This window comes from Anabaena lutea FACHB-196 (assembly GCF_014698305.1).
Lineage (GTDB): Bacteria > Cyanobacteriota > Cyanobacteriia > Cyanobacteriales > Nostocaceae > Anabaena > Anabaena lutea.
Map to the genome: position 1 here is coordinate 26,533 of NZ_JACJST010000013.1, position 20,569 is coordinate 47,101.

21 protein-coding genes are annotated in these 20,569 nt (G+C 38.8%); 9 read left to right on the forward strand and 12 right to left on the reverse strand.

Features of this window, described 5'->3' with window-relative positions; translation table 11 throughout:
• Nucleotides 1-127: 127 nt before the first annotated feature.
• Both H6G59_RS14825 and H6G59_RS14830 read left to right on the forward strand, forming a co-directional pair.
• Nucleotides 128-562, forward strand: a complete 435-nt coding sequence (locus H6G59_RS14825; RefSeq protein WP_190715676.1) for an NfeD family protein — start codon at nucleotides 128-130, stop codon at nucleotides 560-562.
• A gap of 62 nt (nucleotides 563-624) precedes the next feature.
• On the forward strand, nucleotides 625-1,590 hold the full coding sequence (locus H6G59_RS14830) for an SPFH domain-containing protein (protein WP_190715678.1): 966 nt from the start codon (nucleotides 625-627) through the stop codon (nucleotides 1,588-1,590).
• A gap of 207 nt (nucleotides 1,591-1,797) precedes the next feature.
• Here the strand turns inward: H6G59_RS14830 and H6G59_RS14835 are convergent, their stop codons facing one another.
• Entirely contained in the window at nucleotides 1,798-2,187 is a 390-nt protein-coding gene (locus H6G59_RS14835; RefSeq protein ID WP_190715680.1) for a Fur family transcriptional regulator, read from the reverse strand.
• 315 nt (nucleotides 2,188-2,502) lie between these two features.
• On the opposite strand from H6G59_RS14835, the gene purS reads away from it, so the two are divergent.
• The gene (gene purS, locus H6G59_RS14840) at nucleotides 2,503-2,781 is read left to right on the forward strand and encodes a phosphoribosylformylglycinamidine synthase subunit PurS (protein WP_071191442.1); all 279 of its coding nucleotides are present in this window, start codon (nucleotides 2,503-2,505) and stop codon (nucleotides 2,779-2,781) included.
• Between the two features lie 95 nt (nucleotides 2,782-2,876).
• Nucleotides 2,877-3,551, forward strand: a complete 675-nt coding sequence (gene purQ, locus H6G59_RS14845) for a phosphoribosylformylglycinamidine synthase subunit PurQ (protein ID WP_190715682.1) — start codon at nucleotides 2,877-2,879, stop codon at nucleotides 3,549-3,551.
• A gap of 93 nt (nucleotides 3,552-3,644) precedes the next feature.
• Here the strand turns inward: purQ and H6G59_RS14850 are convergent, their stop codons facing one another.
• From H6G59_RS14850 to H6G59_RS14860, 3 genes are read right to left on the reverse strand one after another with little or no spacing between them, the layout of a single operon-like run.
• Nucleotides 3,645-4,232, reverse strand: a complete 588-nt coding sequence (locus tag H6G59_RS14850; protein WP_190715683.1) for a Uma2 family endonuclease — start codon at nucleotides 4,230-4,232, stop codon at nucleotides 3,645-3,647.
• Nucleotides 4,233-4,257: 25 nt separating this feature from the next.
• A complete protein-coding gene (locus H6G59_RS14855; RefSeq protein ID WP_190715685.1) occupies nucleotides 4,258-4,980 on the reverse strand; it encodes an ImmA/IrrE family metallo-endopeptidase in 723 nt (240 codons plus the stop codon).
• 45 nt (nucleotides 4,981-5,025) lie between these two features.
• Complete coding sequence (locus H6G59_RS14860; protein ID WP_242038877.1) at nucleotides 5,026-6,114, reverse strand: XRE family transcriptional regulator; 1,089 nt, start codon at nucleotides 6,112-6,114, stop codon at nucleotides 5,026-5,028.
• Nucleotides 6,115-6,466: 352 nt separating this feature from the next.
• Between H6G59_RS14860 and H6G59_RS14870 the strand changes: the two genes are divergently transcribed.
• From H6G59_RS14870 to H6G59_RS14885, 4 genes are all read left to right on the forward strand, one after another.
• Nucleotides 6,467-6,688, forward strand: coding sequence for a hypothetical protein (locus H6G59_RS14870; protein WP_190715688.1), 222 nt, complete (start codon nucleotides 6,467-6,469; stop codon nucleotides 6,686-6,688).
• Between the two features lie 37 nt (nucleotides 6,689-6,725).
• The gene (locus H6G59_RS14875; RefSeq protein ID WP_190715690.1) at nucleotides 6,726-7,547 is read left to right on the forward strand and encodes a PD-(D/E)XK nuclease family protein; all 822 of its coding nucleotides are present in this window, start codon (nucleotides 6,726-6,728) and stop codon (nucleotides 7,545-7,547) included.
• On the forward strand, nucleotides 7,544-9,829 hold the full coding sequence (locus H6G59_RS14880) for a Piwi domain-containing protein (protein ID WP_190715692.1): 2,286 nt from the start codon (nucleotides 7,544-7,546) through the stop codon (nucleotides 9,827-9,829). The genes H6G59_RS14875 and H6G59_RS14880 overlap by 4 nt, the downstream gene beginning before the upstream one ends.
• 574 nt (nucleotides 9,830-10,403) lie before the next feature.
• A complete protein-coding gene (locus H6G59_RS14885) occupies nucleotides 10,404-10,772 on the forward strand; it encodes a 2TM domain-containing protein (protein ID WP_190715694.1) in 369 nt (122 codons plus the stop codon).
• A gap of 134 nt (nucleotides 10,773-10,906) precedes the next feature.
• On the opposite strand, the gene H6G59_RS14890 is transcribed toward H6G59_RS14885, so the two are convergent.
• The 5 genes from H6G59_RS14890 to H6G59_RS14910 form a co-directional block, all read right to left on the reverse strand.
• Nucleotides 10,907-12,511, reverse strand: coding sequence for an NAD(P)H-quinone oxidoreductase subunit 4 (locus tag H6G59_RS14890; protein ID WP_190715696.1), 1,605 nt, complete (start codon nucleotides 12,509-12,511; stop codon nucleotides 10,907-10,909).
• 260 nt (nucleotides 12,512-12,771) lie between these two features.
• Entirely contained in the window at nucleotides 12,772-13,305 is a 534-nt protein-coding gene (locus H6G59_RS14895; RefSeq protein WP_190715904.1) for a hypothetical protein, read from the reverse strand.
• A 115-nt stretch (nucleotides 13,306-13,420) separates the two neighbouring features.
• Nucleotides 13,421-14,335, reverse strand: a complete 915-nt coding sequence (gene thrB, locus H6G59_RS14900) for a homoserine kinase (RefSeq protein WP_190715698.1) — start codon at nucleotides 14,333-14,335, stop codon at nucleotides 13,421-13,423.
• 190 nt (nucleotides 14,336-14,525) lie between these two features.
• Nucleotides 14,526-14,744 (reverse strand): hypothetical protein, encoded by a 219-nt coding sequence (locus H6G59_RS14905; protein WP_190715700.1) that lies wholly within the window; start codon nucleotides 14,742-14,744, stop codon nucleotides 14,526-14,528.
• Between the two features lie 204 nt (nucleotides 14,745-14,948).
• A complete protein-coding gene (locus H6G59_RS14910; RefSeq protein WP_190715701.1) occupies nucleotides 14,949-15,416 on the reverse strand; it encodes a DUF29 domain-containing protein in 468 nt (155 codons plus the stop codon).
• A 114-nt stretch (nucleotides 15,417-15,530) separates the two neighbouring features.
• Here H6G59_RS14910 and H6G59_RS14915 point away from each other — a divergent pair, with 114 nt between their 5' ends.
• A complete protein-coding gene (locus H6G59_RS14915) occupies nucleotides 15,531-15,701 on the forward strand; it encodes a hypothetical protein (RefSeq protein ID WP_190715703.1) in 171 nt (56 codons plus the stop codon).
• A 20-nt stretch (nucleotides 15,702-15,721) separates the two neighbouring features.
• Here the strand turns inward: H6G59_RS14915 and H6G59_RS14920 are convergent, their stop codons facing one another.
• The 3 genes from H6G59_RS14920 to thrS all read right to left on the reverse strand — a co-directional run bounded on the left by H6G59_RS14920 (nucleotide 15,722) and on the right by thrS (nucleotide 20,491).
• Nucleotides 15,722-17,389 carry an NAD(P)H-quinone oxidoreductase subunit 4 gene (locus H6G59_RS14920; protein WP_190715705.1) on the reverse strand — a complete coding sequence of 556 codons (1,668 nt, stop codon included), beginning with the start codon at nucleotides 17,387-17,389 and terminating at the stop codon, nucleotides 15,722-15,724.
• Nucleotides 17,390-17,997: 608 nt separating this feature from the next.
• Nucleotides 17,998-18,213 carry a hypothetical protein gene (locus H6G59_RS14925; RefSeq protein WP_190715707.1) on the reverse strand — a complete coding sequence of 72 codons (216 nt, stop codon included), beginning with the start codon at nucleotides 18,211-18,213 and terminating at the stop codon, nucleotides 17,998-18,000.
• A 394-nt stretch (nucleotides 18,214-18,607) separates the two neighbouring features.
• Entirely contained in the window at nucleotides 18,608-20,491 is a 1,884-nt protein-coding gene (gene thrS, locus H6G59_RS14930; RefSeq protein ID WP_242038878.1) for a threonine--tRNA ligase, read from the reverse strand.
• Between the last annotated feature and the right edge of the window lie 78 nt (nucleotides 20,492-20,569).

Here is a 20,569-nt window from a genome sequence, read left to right on the forward strand (position 1 = left end):
ATCAATTTAATCAAAAATTGCCTGTTAAAATTACCAAGTTTTATTTTCCGTAATTCATCAGGGTATGACTGTATATAATCACAGAAATATATTTAGCTGAATGTAATGTAGTGTCTAGGATGGCGCTATGCCAATTTTTACTTTAATTTGGCTGCTGGCAGGATCGGTTCTGTGTTTAATGGAACTGTTTTTACCATCGGCTTTTGTGGCTTTCATGATGGGAATTAGCGCTTTTGCGGTGGCGCTACTGTCTCAACTCGGTTTGGGAAGTGTCTGGCTGCAAGTCGCAGTTTGGCTGTTGCTTTCCACAATGCTGGTTTTCCTTTCTCGGCGATTTTTACAACCACGACGGCGCAAGTCAAAAATTCAGGATGCAGTTATTGCAGAAACTTTAACAGAAATTCCTGTGGGACAAACAGGGCGGGTTTTATACGAGGGTAATTCTTGGCGGGCTAGGTGTGATGATGACAAACTTAGCGTACCACCTCATCAAAGTGTCTATGTGGTGAGAAGGGAAGGTACTACTTTAATTGTGATGCCAGAAAATGTGTTGCATTCTTAGTCTGTGGTGATTGGTTTGTAAAATCTAGACTCAGAAATTAGGAGAATTATTGGAGAATTATTATGGAACAGTTTTTTTTACTTGTCTTTTTGGCGCTTGGTGGTTCTGCTGTTGCCGGCTCTGTGCGTGTTGTCAATCAGGGAAATGAAGCTTTGGTGGAAAGATTAGGTAGTTATAACAAGAAAATGCAACCAGGGCTAAATTTTGTTCTGCCTTTCCTTGATAAAGTTGTCTACCGAGAAACTATCCGCGAAAAAGTCTTAGATATTCCTCCCCAAAAGTGCATTACCCGCGACAATGTGGGGATTGAGGTGGATGCTGTGGTTTACTGGCGGATTGTGGATATGGAAAAAGCCTGGTATAAGGTGGAAAATTTGCAGTCGGCCATGGTTAATTTGGTGTTAACTCAAATTCGCTCGGAAATGGGACAATTGGAGTTAGATCAAACTTTTACTGCCCGTTCTCAAATCAATGAGCTTTTGTTACAGGATTTGGATGTTTCTACTGATCCTTGGGGTGTGAAGGTGACAAGGGTTGAGTTGAGGGATATTATCCCTTCTCAGGCGGTGCGGGAAGCTATGGAATTGCAAATGTCGGCTGAACGACGGAAACGGGCATCAATTCTCACTTCTGAGGGCGATAGAGAATCTGCTGTTAATAGTGCTAGGGGTAAGGCTGATGCTCAACTTCTGGATGCTGAAGCCCGACAAAAATCAGTAATTTTACAAGCTGAAGCTGAACAAAAAGCAATTATTTTAAAGGCGCAAGCTGAACGCCAACAACAGGTTCTCAGGGCGCAGGCTATTGCGGAATCAGCAGAAATTATTTCCCAAAAAATTAAAACTAACCCTGAAGCTAAGAAGGCTGTGGAAGTTCTGTTTGCTTTGGGTTATCTGGATATGGGGACAACTATTGGTAAAAGCGATAGTAGTAAGGTGATTTTTATAGATCCTCGCACTATTCCCGCTGCTTTAGAGGGGATACGTTCTGTGGTGTCTGATGTTTCTACTGGCTCAAACCCTCAGTAATATCGTGTTCGGTTAAAGACTTATGATTAGGGCGGACACGGAGAGGGGGAGACACGGGGACACGGGGACGCTGAGACGCGGGGACACGGGGACGCGGGGACGCGGGGACGCTGAGAAAATTAAGAATAACTTAATCACCAGTGACCAATGACCAATGACCAATGACTAATGACTAATGACTAATCACCAATGACTAATCACCAATGACTAATGACTAATTTCTTGACATTGGTTACACAAGCCGAAAAATTCTAAGGTGTGATAAAAAACTTTGAATTTATGGCTGGCTTTTAATTCTGTTTCTAGTTCATGGACGGGACATTGATGAATGGGTATGGAAAGTCCACATTGTAGGCAAGTTAGGTGATGTTTGTCTTGCTGGGTGAGGCTATAGAGGGCTTCTCCATTAGCCAATGTTCGCACCTGTACCTGTCCTTCTAGTTTGAGGGCTTCCAGTGAGCGATAAACTGTTGCTAAACCCATGCTCTGACTGCGATTACGTAGTTCTACGTAAAGGTCTTGGGCGGAAATGCCTTGTTTAATGTTTTTTAACAGGTTTAAAATTCGCTCTTGACTGCGGGTGCGTATAGCTCTCATAGCAATTTTAGATTTTAGATTTTGAATGGGGAATTATAAAAATTTGGTATCATGGATGACTCTTTTAAATTAGCATCTGTGATGTCAGTTTTTTTAGCGGCTAACTGATAAATTAACTTTAATACCTTTCTGAAGATGAAACTGCATAGAATAGAAGATTAAGAATAATTGACCGCAGATAAACACGGATAAATCAATGGATTTGATGATTCTGTGCAGCTTCACATAAAATTGAACTGGTTTGGGATTATATTTTCACCCAGTTGGAACAGTAAAGTTATAGTATAGCGATCGCAGCATTCAGCAAAAAGACCTGTGCAAAGAAAATATTTAGCTAAAATTTTCGTGACGCTTCGGCCTTCAGTCTTAGATCCTGCTGGTGTGGCTGTACAATCTGGCCTCAAGCAACTGGGATACGATAATGTTGAGCAGGTGCGTATTGGCAAGTATATGGAAGTCACCATCATTTCTCCTGAGGAGACTAAAGCGCGTCATGACCTAAATCAAATGTGTGACCAAATGTTAGCAAATCCGGTGATTGAAAATTACCGCTTTGAGTTGATTGAAGTCGAATCACAAACGGGAGTGTTCTGAAGTAGGTAATGAGAAATTGGTGATTGGTGAATGGGAAATAACCATTACTAATCACCAATGACTAATGACTAATGACCAATGACTTATGACTAATTATGAAATTCGGTGTTTTAGTTTTTCCAGGGTCTAATTGCGATCGCGATGTGGCTTATGTCACTAGAGACTTGCTAGGACAGCCAACGCGCATGGTATGGCATCAAGAGACTGATATTAGTGATATAGATGTGGTGATTGTCCCCGGTGGCTTTAGTTACGGGGATTATTTACGTTGTGGTGCGATCGCTCGTTTTTCTCCTGTGATGCCACAAGTCATTGAACACGCACAAAAGGGTAAGTTTGTCTTGGGTATTTGTAATGGGTTTCAGGTATTAACTGAGGCTGGATTATTACCTGGAGTATTAGCGAGAAATCAAGATTTGCATTTTATCTGCGATCGCACTCCCTTGAAAGTTGAGCGTAATAATTTACCTTGGACTCAAGGTTATGCAGAGGGTGAAATTATCACTTTACCCATTGCTCACGGGGAAGGGCGATTTTATGCTGATAAAAAGACTTTAGCAGAAATTGAAGATAACGGACAAGTTCTATTTCGTTACCAAGGGGAAAATCCCAATGGTTCATTAAACAGCATTGCAGGGATTTGTAATCTTCAAGGTAATGTTTTAGGGATGATGCCACATCCTGAAAGAGCAGCAGATTCTGCGTTAGGTAATAGCGATGGTTTGCGGTTGTTTCAGGGTTTGTTGGGGAAAGTGGCAGCTTTGGTGTAAAGAAAATATGGGCGTGAAAATTTAAAAAGCGCCCTTTCCTAAAAATCTCCCTGTGCTATTTCTGAAGAAGAATTACTCTACTTAAATTTTGATTTATAGGATTTCTGTTAAATCTAATATAAAACCTGGTAAAACATCTTCACCTGATAGACTACTAGGATTATTCAAAATTTCTACATCTTGATTAGGTCGATAAATTTCTACCCGCTTATTTTTCCTATCTATCAACCAACCCAACCTGACACCATTATCAATATATTCTTGCATTCTGTTTTGTAGTGGTTTTAAATTATCACTGGAAGAACGCAACTCAATCACAAAATCAGGTGCAATAGGAGCAAATTTCTTTTGTTGTTCAGTGGTTAAACTATCCCAGCGTTCTTTTTTAATCCAAGCAACATCAGGAGAACATTCTGTCCCATTAGGAAGTTTAAAACCTGTTGAAGAGTCAAAACCTTTACCTAATTTAGTTTGTTTATTCCAAATTCCTACTTCGACAGCGATATCAAAATTACGATTTCCAGTATCGCTGCCAGTTGGTGACATAATTATTAATTCTCCTGTTGCTGTGCGTTCAAATCGCAAGTCGCGGTTATTCTGACAGAGTTCAAAATATTGATCGTCTGTTAAGTTAATGTTTATTGTAAGGGTGGGAGGTAAAGTAGTGGTTGTGGTTTTCATTATGTTTACCTCAAGGTACTAATTTCTAGTTTAGTGTTGTAGAGTAGGTTGCACTTTGCTTATTAAGCAAACTTGTCTGACCATTTGGTACAGCTTTACCAGGATAGATTTGCTTAGAACCTTTGGGAATGTAAATTAAGCCAAGGTCTTGTAGACGATTTGTTAAATTAGAAATTGTGACACCAAGTTCATCTTTCATTGCATAAAGATGTTTCCAATTAGTTAAATCACGTCCTTTTCGTTTAGCCTGTAGGATCTGTCTAGGCATTAATAGACAACTAGCAAAATACTGTGCTTGCCATTCAATTTTATCTAAGTTATTTTGAACGTTGGCGTTATTAATTTTAGTTTCTGAAGTACGACACAAAAAAAGCTTTCTAGCATCTTCTATTCCTAGATTTAATTCTAGCTGTTCTGTTAATCCATCAGCTTCATCTTGATTTATATGCAGCATCCAATGTCCTAGTTCATGAGCAATTGTTGATTCTTCAAATCCTTTGCTGCGGTTGGGAATATTTTCATTAAGCGTAATTTTTCTTTTTAAAGGTTCAATTCTAGCTACTATCAAACCTTGATTATCAGAAGGTATTGTATCCCAAACTACTCTAATTTCTAGTGCATCAGCAGCACAAGTAGCCTCAAAAGGCCATCTTGGAGGAATATTTTCTAGCTCCATGATTTTGAAAACTTCATGAGCTTTTTGCTCAATTTCTTCTTTAGAATAAAATTTGTACTTGAAGATGTTCACTTTTTACTCCTCACCTTCTTGATTCATAAATAGTACATTCTTTTGCTAAAATTCTGATTCCACTTTACCAGGATATATTTGCTTAGAACCTTTAGGGATATAAATCCATCCAAGGTCTTGCAACCGATTGATAAGATTAGAAATCGTGACACCAAGTTCATCTTTGATTACATAAAGATGTTTCCAATTAGTTAAATCACGCCCTTTTCGTATTTCTATCAGTATATGACGAGGCATTAGCAGACAACTAGCAAAATACTGGGCTTGCCATTCTATTTTATCAAGCTGACTACTAGCAGTATAGTTATCAAGTGGCTCACTAGCACTACGACATAAGAATGAATTATTAGCTTCTTTAATACCAATGTTTATCTCCGTCTGTCCTAATAAAATTTCAGTTTCATTTTGTTTAACATGAAGTAACCAATGACCAATTTCGTGAGCAATTGTCGATTCTGCGAAAGCTCCTAGAACTTCTGGAATATCTTCATTTATCAAAATTGTACGTTCTAAAGGTAAAATCATAGCTATAATCAAACCCCGATCATCAGGGGATATTCGTTCATAACAAATATTCAGATTTAGAAAGTCACATACCCTAGTAGTATCCATAGGAAATTTAGGGGTATACTGAGGTAAAAGTTGCATACGTCTTAAAACATCATTAGCTATGCACTCAATTTCATCTTTAGAATAAAAGCGATACGGCTTAACTAAGTTAAGAATTTCCTGAAGTTTTGCCACCTTATTTCTTAGTTCAGCATTTTCTTTTTGTAATCTTACAATTTGCTCATCTCGTGCCTTTACCAATGAATCAATACCCGGACTTTCCCGCATTCGACGAAATAAAGCGGGCATTTCTTTGTAATTAGCTTTAACCAATTCCTCAAAAGCTTCCGAGTCATTTTGAGTCATCCGTCCAGCTAGATAGATCAGCTCCTCTGCATTCAGACTTAAATGTTCTGCCAACGAGCGGATCACCTTCTCGCTGGGTTCAACGTGGTCGTTTTCTAGTTTGGACAAATAGGTATAGTCTACCCCTACCTTTCCAGCTAGTTCGCGTTGACTCAATCCCTTCTTTCTGCGAGCTTGCCAAATACACCTGCCAAAACTCTGACTCTCTTGTTTATCCATAATCACATTCAACTGCTTGACACAATTCCAGAAGCATACATGATAAGCCTTCTCTTGGTTTGAGTCATAAGAGGCTGAAAGCTTTGTAGGAAAAGGATTTTCAAGATTTGTTGGGCAATAAATTACCCAAATTTTTCAGCCTTTGAATAACTCATAGATAAATAGTATCAGTGTTGAATAAATAAATCAACATAAATTTATTATGGGTAGAGTGGTTGACAATTTTTGTACAAGTTGAATAATATAGTTCAACACCGAACAACTAATATCTTGCCTTGTTGAAATTATATAGCAATTCAGGCAGCTATACTGATGTTTGTTGTGTTATATTTCGTTACACAAGAGCAAAACTATGAATGCACAATCGTTGAACCCTGATCAACTAAGCTTTTCCATTGGTAGACCTCTACCAGTTCTACTTGAAGAAATTCAAAAATCAAGCCGCAATCCACAACTCAGGAAGGCTGCGGAACAGATGCTAGAAGGCTTGCGTACACTGGAAATAGCAACCGAGATTGGTGTATCTAAATCTAAGAGAGCTAATACAGCAATCTACGAAATTCTGACCAAGTAAAACTTTTTTCTCTGCTAAATTCTGGGACTTGACATCAATGAGCCAAAATTGGCTACCATTTGCCAGCTACAACCTTTGGTTACAGTTTTCCCCACAGATAGGGAAAGAACATTTACACTGTGACATGAAACGAGGTTTTACAAAAGCGCGATCGCGTGAACCTGCGGTTGCAGCAATCTTGGCAAGTGATAGCACTCCTCAGCAAATTGGATTAGTAGCACAAAAGGGGGTTTACGAATTCCACCAAAACCCCCATCTTTTATACCAAGAAGATGGTGTAGAACAAATAGCAGAGATTCTGGAATTGCAGAAAGAGTCAGATTTAGTTCAGCAGCGAGCAATTCAGATACTGAAAAATTACCAGCAAAATCCAATTCTTGCTGAGAAGAGAATTATTAAACTCAGTCGGGGTGATGAAAGTTATCCAGATCCAATTTTGATTAAGCAGGGTAATCAATCTTGGAAATTTTATGCTGCAATTGACTGTATTTTTGCGGAAGAAGATGATACTTTGCACATTTTAGATTTCAAAACCGGTCACTCTGATTTTGATTTGCGGCAAGCATATATTTACTTACTAGCTGCCAGTTATTTGTATCCAGAACAAAAAGCAGTAGCATCTTTTTATAACTTAGAAAGTAGTAAGTGGTCTAAACCTATCAGCGCAACATCTAACACACTTAAAGCTTTTCAGATAGAGCTTACTTTAATAGCTCAAAGACATCAAGAACATTTGAGACGCTACCGAGAAAATTCTGCTGATTTCAGTCAAATATTTCCCCCAAATCCCGGTGTAAGCTGTCGCTACTGTTTATTTAACTCAATCTGTGATTTTAGCATATTAGAGGTTTCTACATGACTGCTGTTGTAATTCAATCTCCCCAAAAAACTAATGTATCCACAATATTTTTGTCGGAACTATTTTTACTAAATATTCCCCAACCTAACTTAATCTGTTTTCGACTGACTCCCAGAGTAGATACTGAAATAGGAAATAAGTTGAGTTGGCGATTTAGTCAAAAATTTCCTGATATCATAGTCATTTTTGCAGAGGGTAAATTTTGGGTTTTAGCTAAACCTGATCAACAAATGCCAAGTTTAGATGAATTGCGAAAAGCTTTAACAGAAATTCAAGAGGAATTAAAAAAAGATATTGGTGATCGTTATTATTCAATCCAATGGGTAAGCCAACCACAAATATCTGCTGATATTCTTTCACAACTGGCTATAAGAATATTAAAAGTTAGACGGCCTTTTTCATATCAGTCTATTACATTTAACAATAATGTTGAAGTTAGACGTGAAGCAAGATTTTGGTCAGAAACAATTGAAATTCAAAATATTCCACTTCCAGCTATTGCTATAACCGTTCGTAGTCCTTTTGTATTTAAAGGAAATTTGGCTGAATTTTACGAAAATCATCCTTACAGACAAAATCCTAGAGATTTATTAATTGGTTTAAAAGTTCGAGATATTGAAAAGGGTAGTTCAGCTACTATTGTAGATATCGAAGGAACTATTGAAGAGCGTGAAGAAGAATTACTCAAGTATAAGCCTGCGTCAACCAGTGAAACTGCCATTCGTGAAGCACCAAGAGAACAACCTGTTGTAGTTGTGCAGTTTGGTAAAGATAAAAAGCGATATATTTATGCAATGGCTGCTCTTATTCCCTGTATCACAGAAGAGACTACTGAAAGATTTGATATAAATTTTGGCGATTTAAAGAAAGAAACTAAAATTCCTTATCAAGACCGACAAATAATTTTAGCTTCCTACAAACAAGAAGCTGAACCAGCTTTAAAAATTTATGGATTTGAGTTATCTAAAAAATGTCTAAACAGCAGCAAAAGTAGCAATGGCGCTGAATTATTCTTACCACTCAATTTTCAACTTGAAGATACTCAACTTCTATTTGGAAAGGACAAATCTGGACAAAATTTTATTGGTCGAAGAGGCGATATACTTAAGGGACTAATAAGAGGTGGTGTTTACCGTCGTCATCCTCGTTATGAAAATCAATCTATGCCAATTCGTATTACAGTATTAAAAGTAGGCGATTTTCAGGTTAGAGGATCATTTATTGGTGAACTTAGACAGCGTTTGGAAAGATATCATTTTGAAACTCTGAAAATAGAACCAGATCAAATAAAAATTGTTTCTATTAGTGGCTTAAGTAATGCTGAAGTTAGAGTACAAGTAGAAAAAAATATTGATGAATTAGTCATAATTCCTAGTGAAATTGTTTTAGTATTTTTACCACAAACTGATCGGTATGCAGATAATAATGATGATGGCAGCTTGTATTCTTTTATTTATTCAAGACTGCTCCGACGTGGAATTGCTAGTCAAGTAATCTACGAAGACACTTTGAACAATCCAAGTAATTATGGCAATATTCTCAATCAAGTAATTATAGGAATGTTAGCCAAGTTAGGAAATTTACCTTATGTTTTGGCTGAACCTTTAGAGATTGCTGATTATTTCATCGGGTTGGATGTTTCCAGAATTGCTAAGAAAAAAACAAATGGGAGTAGAAATGCTTGTGCAAGTGTGCGCCTTTATGATAAGCGAGGAGAGTTTATTCGATATCGAATAGAAGATGCTTTTACCGAAGGTGAAATAATTGATAAACAAACACTAGAAAAGTTTCTTCCATCTACTGAATTAAGTCAAAAAACTGTATTAATTTACCGTGATGGACATTTTTGTGGTGATGAAATAAAGAATTTAAGAGAAAGAGCAAAAGTTATTGGTTCAAAGTTTATTTTGGTGGAGTGTGTAAAATCTCAGATTCCACGACTATATAACTTTCAGCAGTCAGTAGTGAAAGCACCAAGTAAAGGGTTAGCTCTTCGCTTATCCCCATATGAAGTAATTTTAGTGACTACTGAAGTGAAGTCTGAAAAAATGGGTTTACCTCAACCGCTGCGTTTAAGGGTTATTCCAGATGCTGATCAAGAACAGCAAGTATCAATAGAAAGTTTAATAGAAGCTACACTTAAACTAACATTGCTGCATCACGGTGCATTGAAAGAACCGCGCTTACCTGTTCCCCTTTATGGATCTGACAAAATAGCTTATCGGCGATTACAAGGAATTGCTCCTGGTACAGTGGATGGCGATCGCCAGTTTTGGCTTTAAGATTAACCTAAAATATGATTGTGCTGAGATATCTATTCTCCTTCAACTAAATAAAACTTCCACATACAACTGTTCACGAATTAGGTTCCAAACTTTTTACATCAATACCTCTCTCCGACAACGGGAGATAAGTACCTCGGCAAAATTAATTAGACATTTTTCCAAAAAATAGAAATCCCTGGAATCTTGTTCTGTTGCCTGTTAAGAGTTCCCTATTCCTTTCTCAAAATGTACAATTTATTTTGCACGACTACTTACTTCTAAACCCCACTTCCCTACTAGAGAAGGGGACAGGGGTTTAGATTTCGAGTGATTTGATGTCTAATATAATACTTTTAAAATATCCTTTATAAAAATAAACCCAGCAAATCTATATTTGTGCTGTCAATTACTTCATGAATTATTTTTTCAGATATAAAATATATTTCTAAGCAGTTCGTAACAACAGATAAATATTTTTTAACTAGTTATGTAGCTAAAGCTGCAAAACTAACTTCTTTAAATTCAAGAGACTAATTAAAATTCTTAGCAAGGGACATCTACCTAACTATTTTTTACCCTTCTAGGTATTTATATGACTTACAGTTCAGAAGAAATGCAACAGATTCTCCAAACAGCTTTTGCTCGTAAGCAGGAGGGAGAATTTACACAGGAGCAGATTATCGAGATTGCATTAGAACTAGGAGTTTCGTCCGAATCACTGCAAGCTGCTGAAAAAGAATGGTTAATACAGCAAGTAGAAATGAAAAAACAACAGATATCTAATGCTCAAAAACGTAGAGAATTCAAATCACACCTCATTTCTTTTATTGTGATAAATGGATTTTTAATTTTATTAAATCTGTTCACAAGCCCTTCATATTTCTGGGCAATTTATCCCATATTAGGCTGGGGATTAGGTTTGTTACTTCATGCTATAAAGACTTATATGATCGAGTCTTAATCATAAATAAGATGATCTAACAGTCATCTATCGCTATAATTGCACCTGAAAAAATTAAAGGGGTAGTTCTACAACCACCCCTAATATCCCCTCATATTTAAGATTTACTAGCAGAACCCTTTTGGGCTTTATAATTACTCAGCTATATTAACTACTTCAGAACTAGCTAATGTTGGTGCTGTAAATATCTGTGAGTACAAGCTTGTTGGTTGTTGACGAGCCACAACTGGTAACACTTGACGAGCATGAGCCGCAACTTCTACTGTTTTCACATCATAAGCTTGTGTCACCATCTTGGGATAGAAACCAATACCGATGATAGGAAGCAATAAACAAGCAGTGATGAACAATTCACGAGGTTTAACATCAGATACTACAGCATCTAAATGCAACTCTTGGCTTTGCTCACCGTAGAACACTTGACGCAACATTGAAAGTAGATAAATTGGTGTCAAAATCACGCCAACTGCTGACAAGAAGATGACTACAACTTTGAAATTGGAACTGTAAACATCACTGGTGCCAATACCCAGGAATACCATCAACTCACCGACGAAACCACTCATACCGGGTAAAGCTAGAGAAGCCATTGAACCGATAGTAAACAGCGCAAAGGTTTTGGGCATTACCTTAGCCATGCCACCCATTTTATCCATCATCAAGGTGTGGGTACGTTCGTAAGTCACACCAGACAAGAAGAATAAACTAGCTGCAATTAAACCGTGGGAAACCATCTGTAACACAGCACCGCTGATACCGATTTCTGTGTAAGAAGCAATCCCAATTAACACAAACCCCATGTGGGCAATGGAAGAGTAAGCCAAACGGCGTTTGAGGTTGGTTTGAGCAAAGGCGCAACAAGCACCGTAAACTATGTTAACTACACCTAAGACTGCTAAGACTGGAGCAAAAACAACGTGGGCATCTGCTAACATTTCGACGTTGAAGCGGATAAGTGCATAACCACCCATCTTCAACAACACACCAGCTAAAATCATGGAACCAGGAGCAGATGCTTCACCGTGGGCATCAGGCAACCATGTGTGAAAAGGGAAAATTGGTAGTTTTACACCGTAAGCAATTAAAAAACCTGCATATAGTGCCAGTTCTAAGGCTTGGGGATATTCTTTCATTCCCAATGCTGTCATGTTGAAGGTGACGTTATCACCAGAGAATGCCATTGCAAAACCAGCTACGAGAATAAATATAGATGCTGCTGCGGTATAAATAATGAATTTGGTAGCTGCGTAGCGGCGGTTTTTTCCTCCCCAGATGGAAATTAGTAAGTAAACGGGTACTAACTCGATTTCCCACATTAAGAAGAACATGAGCAAGTCTTGGGCGAGGAATACGCCTAATTGGGCGCTGTACATCACCAACATCAAGGCATAAAATAAACGCGGCTTGTTGTCTACTTTCCAAGCCGCGAATATTGCGAGAGTGTTGATTAAGCCTGTTAAAAGTATCAGGGGCATCGATAAACCATCAACCCCCACAGCCCAGTTAAAACCAATCTGGGGTATCCAAGCATAGCTTTCTGTGAGTTGCAGGGCTGAACTTTGGAAGTCGTAGCTCTGCCAGATGGCAAAAATCATTAATGCAAAGTCTGCAAATGCTACTCCTAACCCGTACCAGCGTAAGGTTTTACCGTCTTTATCGGGAATTAAGGGGATGGCTAGAGTGGCCACTAAAGGGAGAAAAATTATGGCTGACAACCAAGGAAGTTCTATGGCATTCATCACTTCTGACAATATATTTTTGGTTTTGCTTTTGTTTACATTATATTAAGGAATCGTTACTTTTGTAAATGTATTTGCTCCTCATATTTGCTATTTTGGGCATTTTTAGTAATAAATACTTACTTAAATGCCTTCGTGTCTATTCTAAAAGCAAAGTTTTGTAACGTCAACAAAAAAACGGCAACTAATATTGCCGCCTTACGTTATAATTCCAAGTTTTTATATGGAATTTATATTTCTACAAAATTGATATCTAGTCTTTACACAACACGGTTGACAATTGTCCACACTTCTCCATCGGAACGGACGTAAGGAACGGAGATGGTTTTAAATCCCGTAATAAAGGGTTTGTAGTAAACTTGCCAATACATGGGACTAAGTTCATCAGCACAAGCTTTGAGGAGTTTGATTTCTGTGGCTAGTTCCTGTGCGAGTTGATTAACGTTTTGGGCGTGAACTTGAGCAACTTTTTTGGCTTCTTCTAGCTGCTGCTGTTGTTGAGAAATGCGGATGGATAGGGATGAACGCTTTTGTAGATAGCCTTGTTTCTGTTTTTGTTGCCTCTCTAAAAATGCGATACTTTCGGTTAGGGCTGCGATCGCATCATCAATGCCTTTAAGTTCAGCCGATAATTGCACATTTTCTCTAGCTTGGCGACGGTAAGCCTCAACTATTGCCTGAGGTGAATCATTCTCGCCAGACTCTACTTTATTATTAGTCAGTGCATCGCGTTCTTGCTGGAGCGCCTGAATTTGCGAATTAAGTTCTTTTATCTGTACCTGCATTTGCTCCATATGCTCCATATATATATCTTGCTAATTTGGTAATTGGTAATTCTCCCCATCACCCCATCACCCCATCACCCCATCACCCCATCACCCCATCACCCCATCCCCATCCCCCTACCTCCTACAATACAGTCGCCCCTTGAGTATCCAGGGCGAGCGATCGCACAGTAGATTTAATTCCGGCTTGTTTCCAAGCATTTGACATCGCTGTCACTACCCCATATGTATGTGTTGCATCTGTTAAAGCTAAAAGTGTTGGGCCTGCGCCACTAATTACCATGCCATAAGCACCAGCAGCCACAGCAGCAGCAGCTACATCATCGTAACCAGGAATTAAAGCTTGACGATAAGGTTGATGTAACCTATCTTGTAAAGCTGCTTTTAACCATTGTTCCTGATTAGTTGCTAAACCCCGCAACAATAAACCAAAATGGGCTGTATTGAAAATTGCATCTGCACGACTTACCTCTGTTGGTAAAACTCGCCTTGCTTCTGAGGTTGATAACTCAAAATCAGGAATTGCCACTACTGGTACTATATGCCGATGCCAGGTAATATCACAAATTTCCCAACCTGTTTGGCTAGTTGCAGCCAGACGACATCCCCCTAATAAAGCTGGTACTACATTATCAGGATGTCCTTCCATAGCGATCGCTAATTCCATCACCTGCAATTCAGATAAAGGTGAACCTGCTAATTGATTTGCAGCCACCAACCCACCCACAATTGCAGTCGCCGAACTACCTAAACCCCTCGCCAACCGTACACCTAACTTAATTTCAATTTTCACCGGTGGCGGCGTTTGCTCTATATATTGATATAACTTTACAAAAGCCTGATACAGAAGATTACTCTCATCCGTTTGCACCTTTTCGGCTTCTGCACCAGAGACTTGAATAATTAAACCACCGCTATCCAGACAAGTAAACTTAAATTCGTTGTATAGCTTTAAGGCTGCACCGATGCAGTCAAAACCAGGCCCCAAATTTGCCGTTGTCGCAGGGACTTTCACCGTAACAGTAGAAACCAATGACATCTGTCAATACTCACTAATCGATCCACTAGCATCTCATGTTAAGGGTTCAGTTGTTGCTAAAACTGACATTGGCGGAGAATAAAAATTAGCGAACTGACACGTACCCTGAAAAGCGGTAATGAGTACACCAGAGTCTAAGTATGTCTTCCTAAGACTCACAGAATCCACCTCGACGTGCAGCCAGTTCCTGTTAAATTTCGTCCTCGTTCAGCAGTCGTAAACCAGTAGCGATCGCTCGTTGTCGGATTTCCCATAATTTTTGGGCTAAGGGGGTTTGTGGTACAAAATCAGATTCGGGAGGTGTTGTTTCTGACTCAGATTTCAGGAGTTCCACAAATTCTAAGACTTTTTTTTGCTTTTCCGGTGTGAGTTCTCGCCAGTTTTCTAGTAGTTCTTCTTCTTTACCCATAAATACCTCACTATTGAATTATATTTCTATTTTAGTTAGTGCTAGAAACCTTTACTGTTGGGTTTCTTTTCACCAACCCAATCTACAAAATTTTTGTAGAGAATAATATCCAGAAACATTTCAGGTATTTCGATGATAAATAGGACTTACTGAATAAATAATAAAAGCCAGTAGTCTATAGATTAGATAAACAAAGCAAAACACTCAAGTGCAAGCACTGACTTTCTCAATTAGGTAATTAATATCGAGAACTTCCTCCAAAGAATAAGGACATTCTGGGGGAAAATTTACAGTAAAACCTGTTTTTTCTTGAACATAGCCCAAAGCATCCTCATAAATAGTTGTAAGAATAGAATTCAAATAATTATACAAATTAGGCGTTAATCTATCTTTTAATTGTACTCGAAAGCTTCTAATTTCCGAACGCCAATGATTTTTATTTCTGTCATATTCTTGCGTCCAAAACTGCAATAATAAAAGATGTCTAATTACTTGTTCTAGTAAACTTTTAACTTGGTGTTTATCTCTTTTCGCCAATGATTCTAATTCCTCAATTAAATTTTCTAAATCTAACTCATCAAAACGACTTTGTTTTAATAATTGAATAGTTTCTAATAACCATAAATGGTCATCTGTTTCATAGAGTTGCTGTAAATTAGTAATAACTGTCATAACTTCACCTTTTGTTATTTACAAATTACACATACAATCAATATACAATATATATTATAACGTGCATCAGACTCGATAATTTAATGTTAATCAACAAATATTTCTAATTACCCTTTGAACATCCAAGGAGAGCGATCGCACCATAGTATAGATGTAAGTCCCGCCTATTTCCAAGCATTAGCCATCCAGCATCTCATGGAAAGGGTTAATTTAATACTAAAACTCACATTTGAGGGAGCGATCGCTGATCGAAGATATTGCTTGTCTGTTATTAATACCCGATAGCGATCGCCTTAAACCTTTATTTAAATTTCCTCAGTTTCTGGTAATTTCGGCACCGACAATCCAGTAGCATAGATGCGGGGATTGCTTTGGGCAACGATACTATAAGACTGGCGAACATGAGCATTAATGGCTACAGTCTTTGCGTCATACATCTGCATAGCCACCTTGGGATAGAAACCAATCCCAATAATCAGCACCAAAAAACAGGCAGCAATAAACACTTCACGCGGTCTGGCATCAGTATATACAGTTTCCGTAGGTAGGAGACAATCTGTACCAAAACAAGCTGTTCCCTCATCTTCCTGATTCTCAAACCCGGCATTGTTAATATCGCAGATGAGTGCTACACCAGAACCGTAAAATACCTGTCGCAGCATGGAAAGCAGATAGATTGGTGTGAGGATAACTCCCACTGCGGCTAGGAAAACTGTAACGGTACAGAAGGTGGAAGTGTAAACATCGCTAGTTGTCATCCCCACAAAAATCGAAAGTTCACCGACAAAGCCACTCATTCCCGGTAAAGCTAAAGATGCCATTGCACCCATTGTAAACAGGGCAAATACTTTCGGCATGGCTTGACCAATACCACCCATATCTGCCATTACCATTGTCCGAGAGCGATCGTAAGTTACACCCGCCAGGAAGAATAACACTGATGCAATCAAACCATGTGATATCATTTGCAACATTGCGCCGTTGATGCCCAAATCGGTAAAAGACGCAATTCCTAGAAGTACAAAACCCATGTGGGAAATTGACGAATTAGCCAAACGCCGTTTCATATTCGTTTGGGCAAAGGAATTTAATGCACCATAGATAATATTGACAACACCGAGAATGGCTAGAACTGGTGCAAAGTAAATATGTGCATCAGGAAGAAGTTCAAGATTGAGGCGAATTAGTCCGTATCCGCCCATTTTTAATAAAACACCAGCTAGTATCATCGACACGGGAGAAGATGCTTCACCGTGGGCATCCGGTAGCCAAGTATGGAAGGGAAAAATAGCAAGTTTGACACCAAAGGCAATTAACAGCCCAGCATACAGTAGCAGTTGGAGATTCAGGGGATATTCTTTATGTGCAAGTTCTGCAATATCAAAGGTTACATTTCCCCCACCATATAGCCCCATTGCTAAGGCTGCTACTAGTATAAATATAGAAGCTGCTGCGGTATAAAGTAAAAATTTTGTAGCTGCGTAGCGTCGTCGTTGTCCACCCCAAATGCAGACTAGTAAATATACGGGAATCAGTTCGACTTCCCACATGATGAAAAATAACAGCAAGTCTTGGGCGACAAACACCCCAACCTGTGCAGAATACAACACAAGCATGAGAAAATAGAAAAGCTTTGGTCTGCGGTCAACTTGCCAAGCCGAAAAAATCGACAGGGTGGTAACAAATCCAGCTAAAAGTACCAGCGGGACGGAAAGACCATCAACAGAAACTGCCCAGTTTAAACCTAACTGAGGCATCCAGACATAACTTTCTACAAGTTGAAAACTAGCACTACTGGCATCGTAATGCTTCCAAAAGGCGTAACACATTAAAGCAAAGTCTGCGATTCCTACCCCTAGTGCATACCACCGTACAAGTTTGCCGTCTTTATCAGGCAATACAGGGATGAGAAAGGATGCCAAAAGTGGAAATAGGACAATCGCGGTAAGCCAAGGAAATTGATCCGCTATCATGTCAATAGGAAAAAATACTTATCAGTGAATAATGTCATTGTACTAAACTTTTTAACAATTTCTTTATAAGTTTTTATCCCAGGTTAGCATAGAGAGAATATATACCTAAATAAATCTTATGCTTAGGATTGAGTAGATTAAAAAAAGCCTTTATCTGCTTGATGATCTAAAATGGACTATTGGAGGCTTGGAATTTTGCTGGGTAGAAATATGATTTTTTTTGCACGCAGAGGCGCAGAGTCACAGAGAGTTTTAAACAATCGCAAATCCTGGATATTGTTTGATGTTAGGTTCGTAAAATTCTCAAACAATTTTTTCTTTACACTAAGTTTACGGAAAATAACGATAAAATTCCCGGCGATGTAGAACGCGCATTACTTCTATGATATTATCTTCGTTAACTTATATACCAATACGATAATCACTAATACGAATTCGATAGCGACCATTATAACCTCGCATGGCTTTAATATCAGGAATCTCTTCCAAAGAATTGATGTTTTCTAAAGTTGTAAATGCAAGTTCGTAGATGCGTTGCTATGATGCTGAACTTTTCAATTGTTTCAGGTCTTTTAAAAAAGCCTGACGGTATTGAACTTCCAAGATAATTATTCCTCAAGATAAGCTAAGGCTTTGGCTCGATTTAGCAATGGTGTATTCATAGATTCATTCATAGCTTTGTTCATACAATAGTCTTCTACTGCTTCAGCAAGTTCATCCAAGGAAGCATCTTCTGTAGGTAGTAATTGTCTCCAGATGTCGATAGGAATTACTACTGCGATAGTATTTCCTTCTGTGTTGGTCAGATATTCAAGATTTAGCATTTGTTACTCCAATATTCAGAGGTTACAAGGTTGAAATAATTGACGTTGCTGAATTGAAGTATGAAATTGAAAAATCAAAGATTTCAAACTCTTACTCTCTGTCACTCTGCGCCTCTGCGTGAAACAAAATCATACTCTTAATCAGCAACGCCAAAAAATTGGTAGGTTGGGTTTTGTGTAATGTTGGGTTTTACTTTGTTCTACCCAACCTACTAATTATTAATGTTTCAACCCATAATAGATATTAGCTACCATTGTATAGCCATAACCATATTGCCCACGCTGCGACTAAATAAAATACACCGGATGCAATATAAAGCCAGGACTTGAATGAGTAGACAGGTGATGTAACGGGTTGTACTTGTTGAAATTTGGCATCACTAACATTTGGTACTTATTGGAATGCTGCTTCAGTAACATCTGGTACTTGTTGAGACGTTACATCAGCAACATCAATGTGCAGATTCTCAAAGTTAGCGATCGCATACTCTAACTTATCTATCACTGTATTCACAGGAATAGTTCCCAATTCCCCAGACGCACGGGTACGAATACTCAAGCTGTTGGTTTCTACTTCCTTGGCACCAACCACCGCCATTACAGGTATTTTATCCTTTTCGGCGTTGCGAATCAATTTACCCAAGCGATCGCCACTCGTATCCACTTCCGCACGAATTCCCAACGCAACCATCTTCGCTACTACCTCTTTGGTAAAATCTAACTGAAGATCACTTACAGGTAATAACCTGATTTGCACAGGTGCTAACCACAAGGGAAAATCACCCGCGTACTCTTCAATCAAAATCCCAATCAACCGTTCCAAAGAACCAAACGGTGCGCGGTGAATCATTACCGGACGTTTGCGTGAACCATCTTCAGCCACGTATTCTAAATCAAACCGTTCCGGTAAATTATAATCTACCTGCACTGTTCCTAATTGCCATTCCCGTTCCAAAGCATCACTGAAGATAAAATCGAGTTTTGGACCATAGAAAGCCGCTTCCCCAATCCCCTCAAAATAATCCATTCCCAATTGTTCTACAGCGCGACGAATCGCACCTTCGGCTTTATCCCAAGCTTCATCAGAACCGATATACTTATCACTGGCTGGGTCACGAAAACTCAATCTGGCTTTAAAATTCTTCAGTTGCAGACTTCCAAACACCGACAAAATCAAATCTACAACATTCAAGAATTCATTATCTAGCTGTTCGGGAGTCACAAATAAGTGAGAATCATCAACGGTAAAACCGCGCACTCTTGTTAAACCACCCAATTCTCCCGATTGTTCATAACGGTAAACTGTGCCAAATTCCGCCAAACGCATCGGTAATTCCCGATAAGAGCGTAATTCACTCTTGTATATTTGGATATGAAAAGGGCAATTCATTGGCTTAAGGACAAAACCCTGCTCTATCGCTCTTGCTTCCTCATCTTCAGCCATTAAAGGAAACATATCTTCCTTGTATTTCTGCCAGTGTCCCGATGTTTTAAATAAATCAACTCTGGCAATATGAGGAGTAACTACAGGTAAATAACCCCGTTTTAATTGTTCTTTTTTGAGGAAGTCTTCTAAAATCGTCCTTAACAAAGTTCCTTTCGGAGTCCACAAGGGTAAACCAGGCCCGACTAAATCGGAAAAGATAAATAATCCTAGTTCTTTACCTAGTTTACGATGGTCACGGCGCAGAGCCTCTTCTTTACGGCGTTTGTACTCTGCTAGTTGTTCGGGAGTTTCCCAAGCAGTGGCGTAAATGCGCTGTAATTGGGCTTTCTTTTCATCTCCACGCCAATAAGCACCAGCGACGCTTTCTAATTCTATGGCTTTGGGGTTGATTTCACTGGTATTTTCAAGGTGGGGACCAGCGCACAAATCCCACCATTGATCTCCTAAATGGTAAATTGTAATCGGTTCTTGTTTGATATCTGCCAGAATTTCTAGCTTATAAGGTTCTTTAATGGCTTCAATCCGGCGTTGTGCTTCTTCTCGGCTGACTTCTTCCCGAATTAATGGCAATTTGCGATTAATAATCTTCACCATTTCTTTTTGAATGGCTTTTAAATCTTTATCGCTGAAGGGTTCTGGACTATCAAAGTCATAATAAAACCCATTTTCAATCCAGGGTCCAATTGTGACCTGCGCCTTGGGAAACAGCTTTTGTACTGCCATTGCCATGATATGGGAAGCTGTGTGGCGAATCTTTTTTAATGTTTCTGATTCGCTGGTACGGGGTAAATAGATTTTTTCGGCTGGTTGGGTTTCTTGATTTGGCGACATCGGCTGTTAAACTTTTGGCGAAGTGATTAAAAATAAAGTTGACAAAAAATATCTTTACAAGATAATAGTCCACTGGCT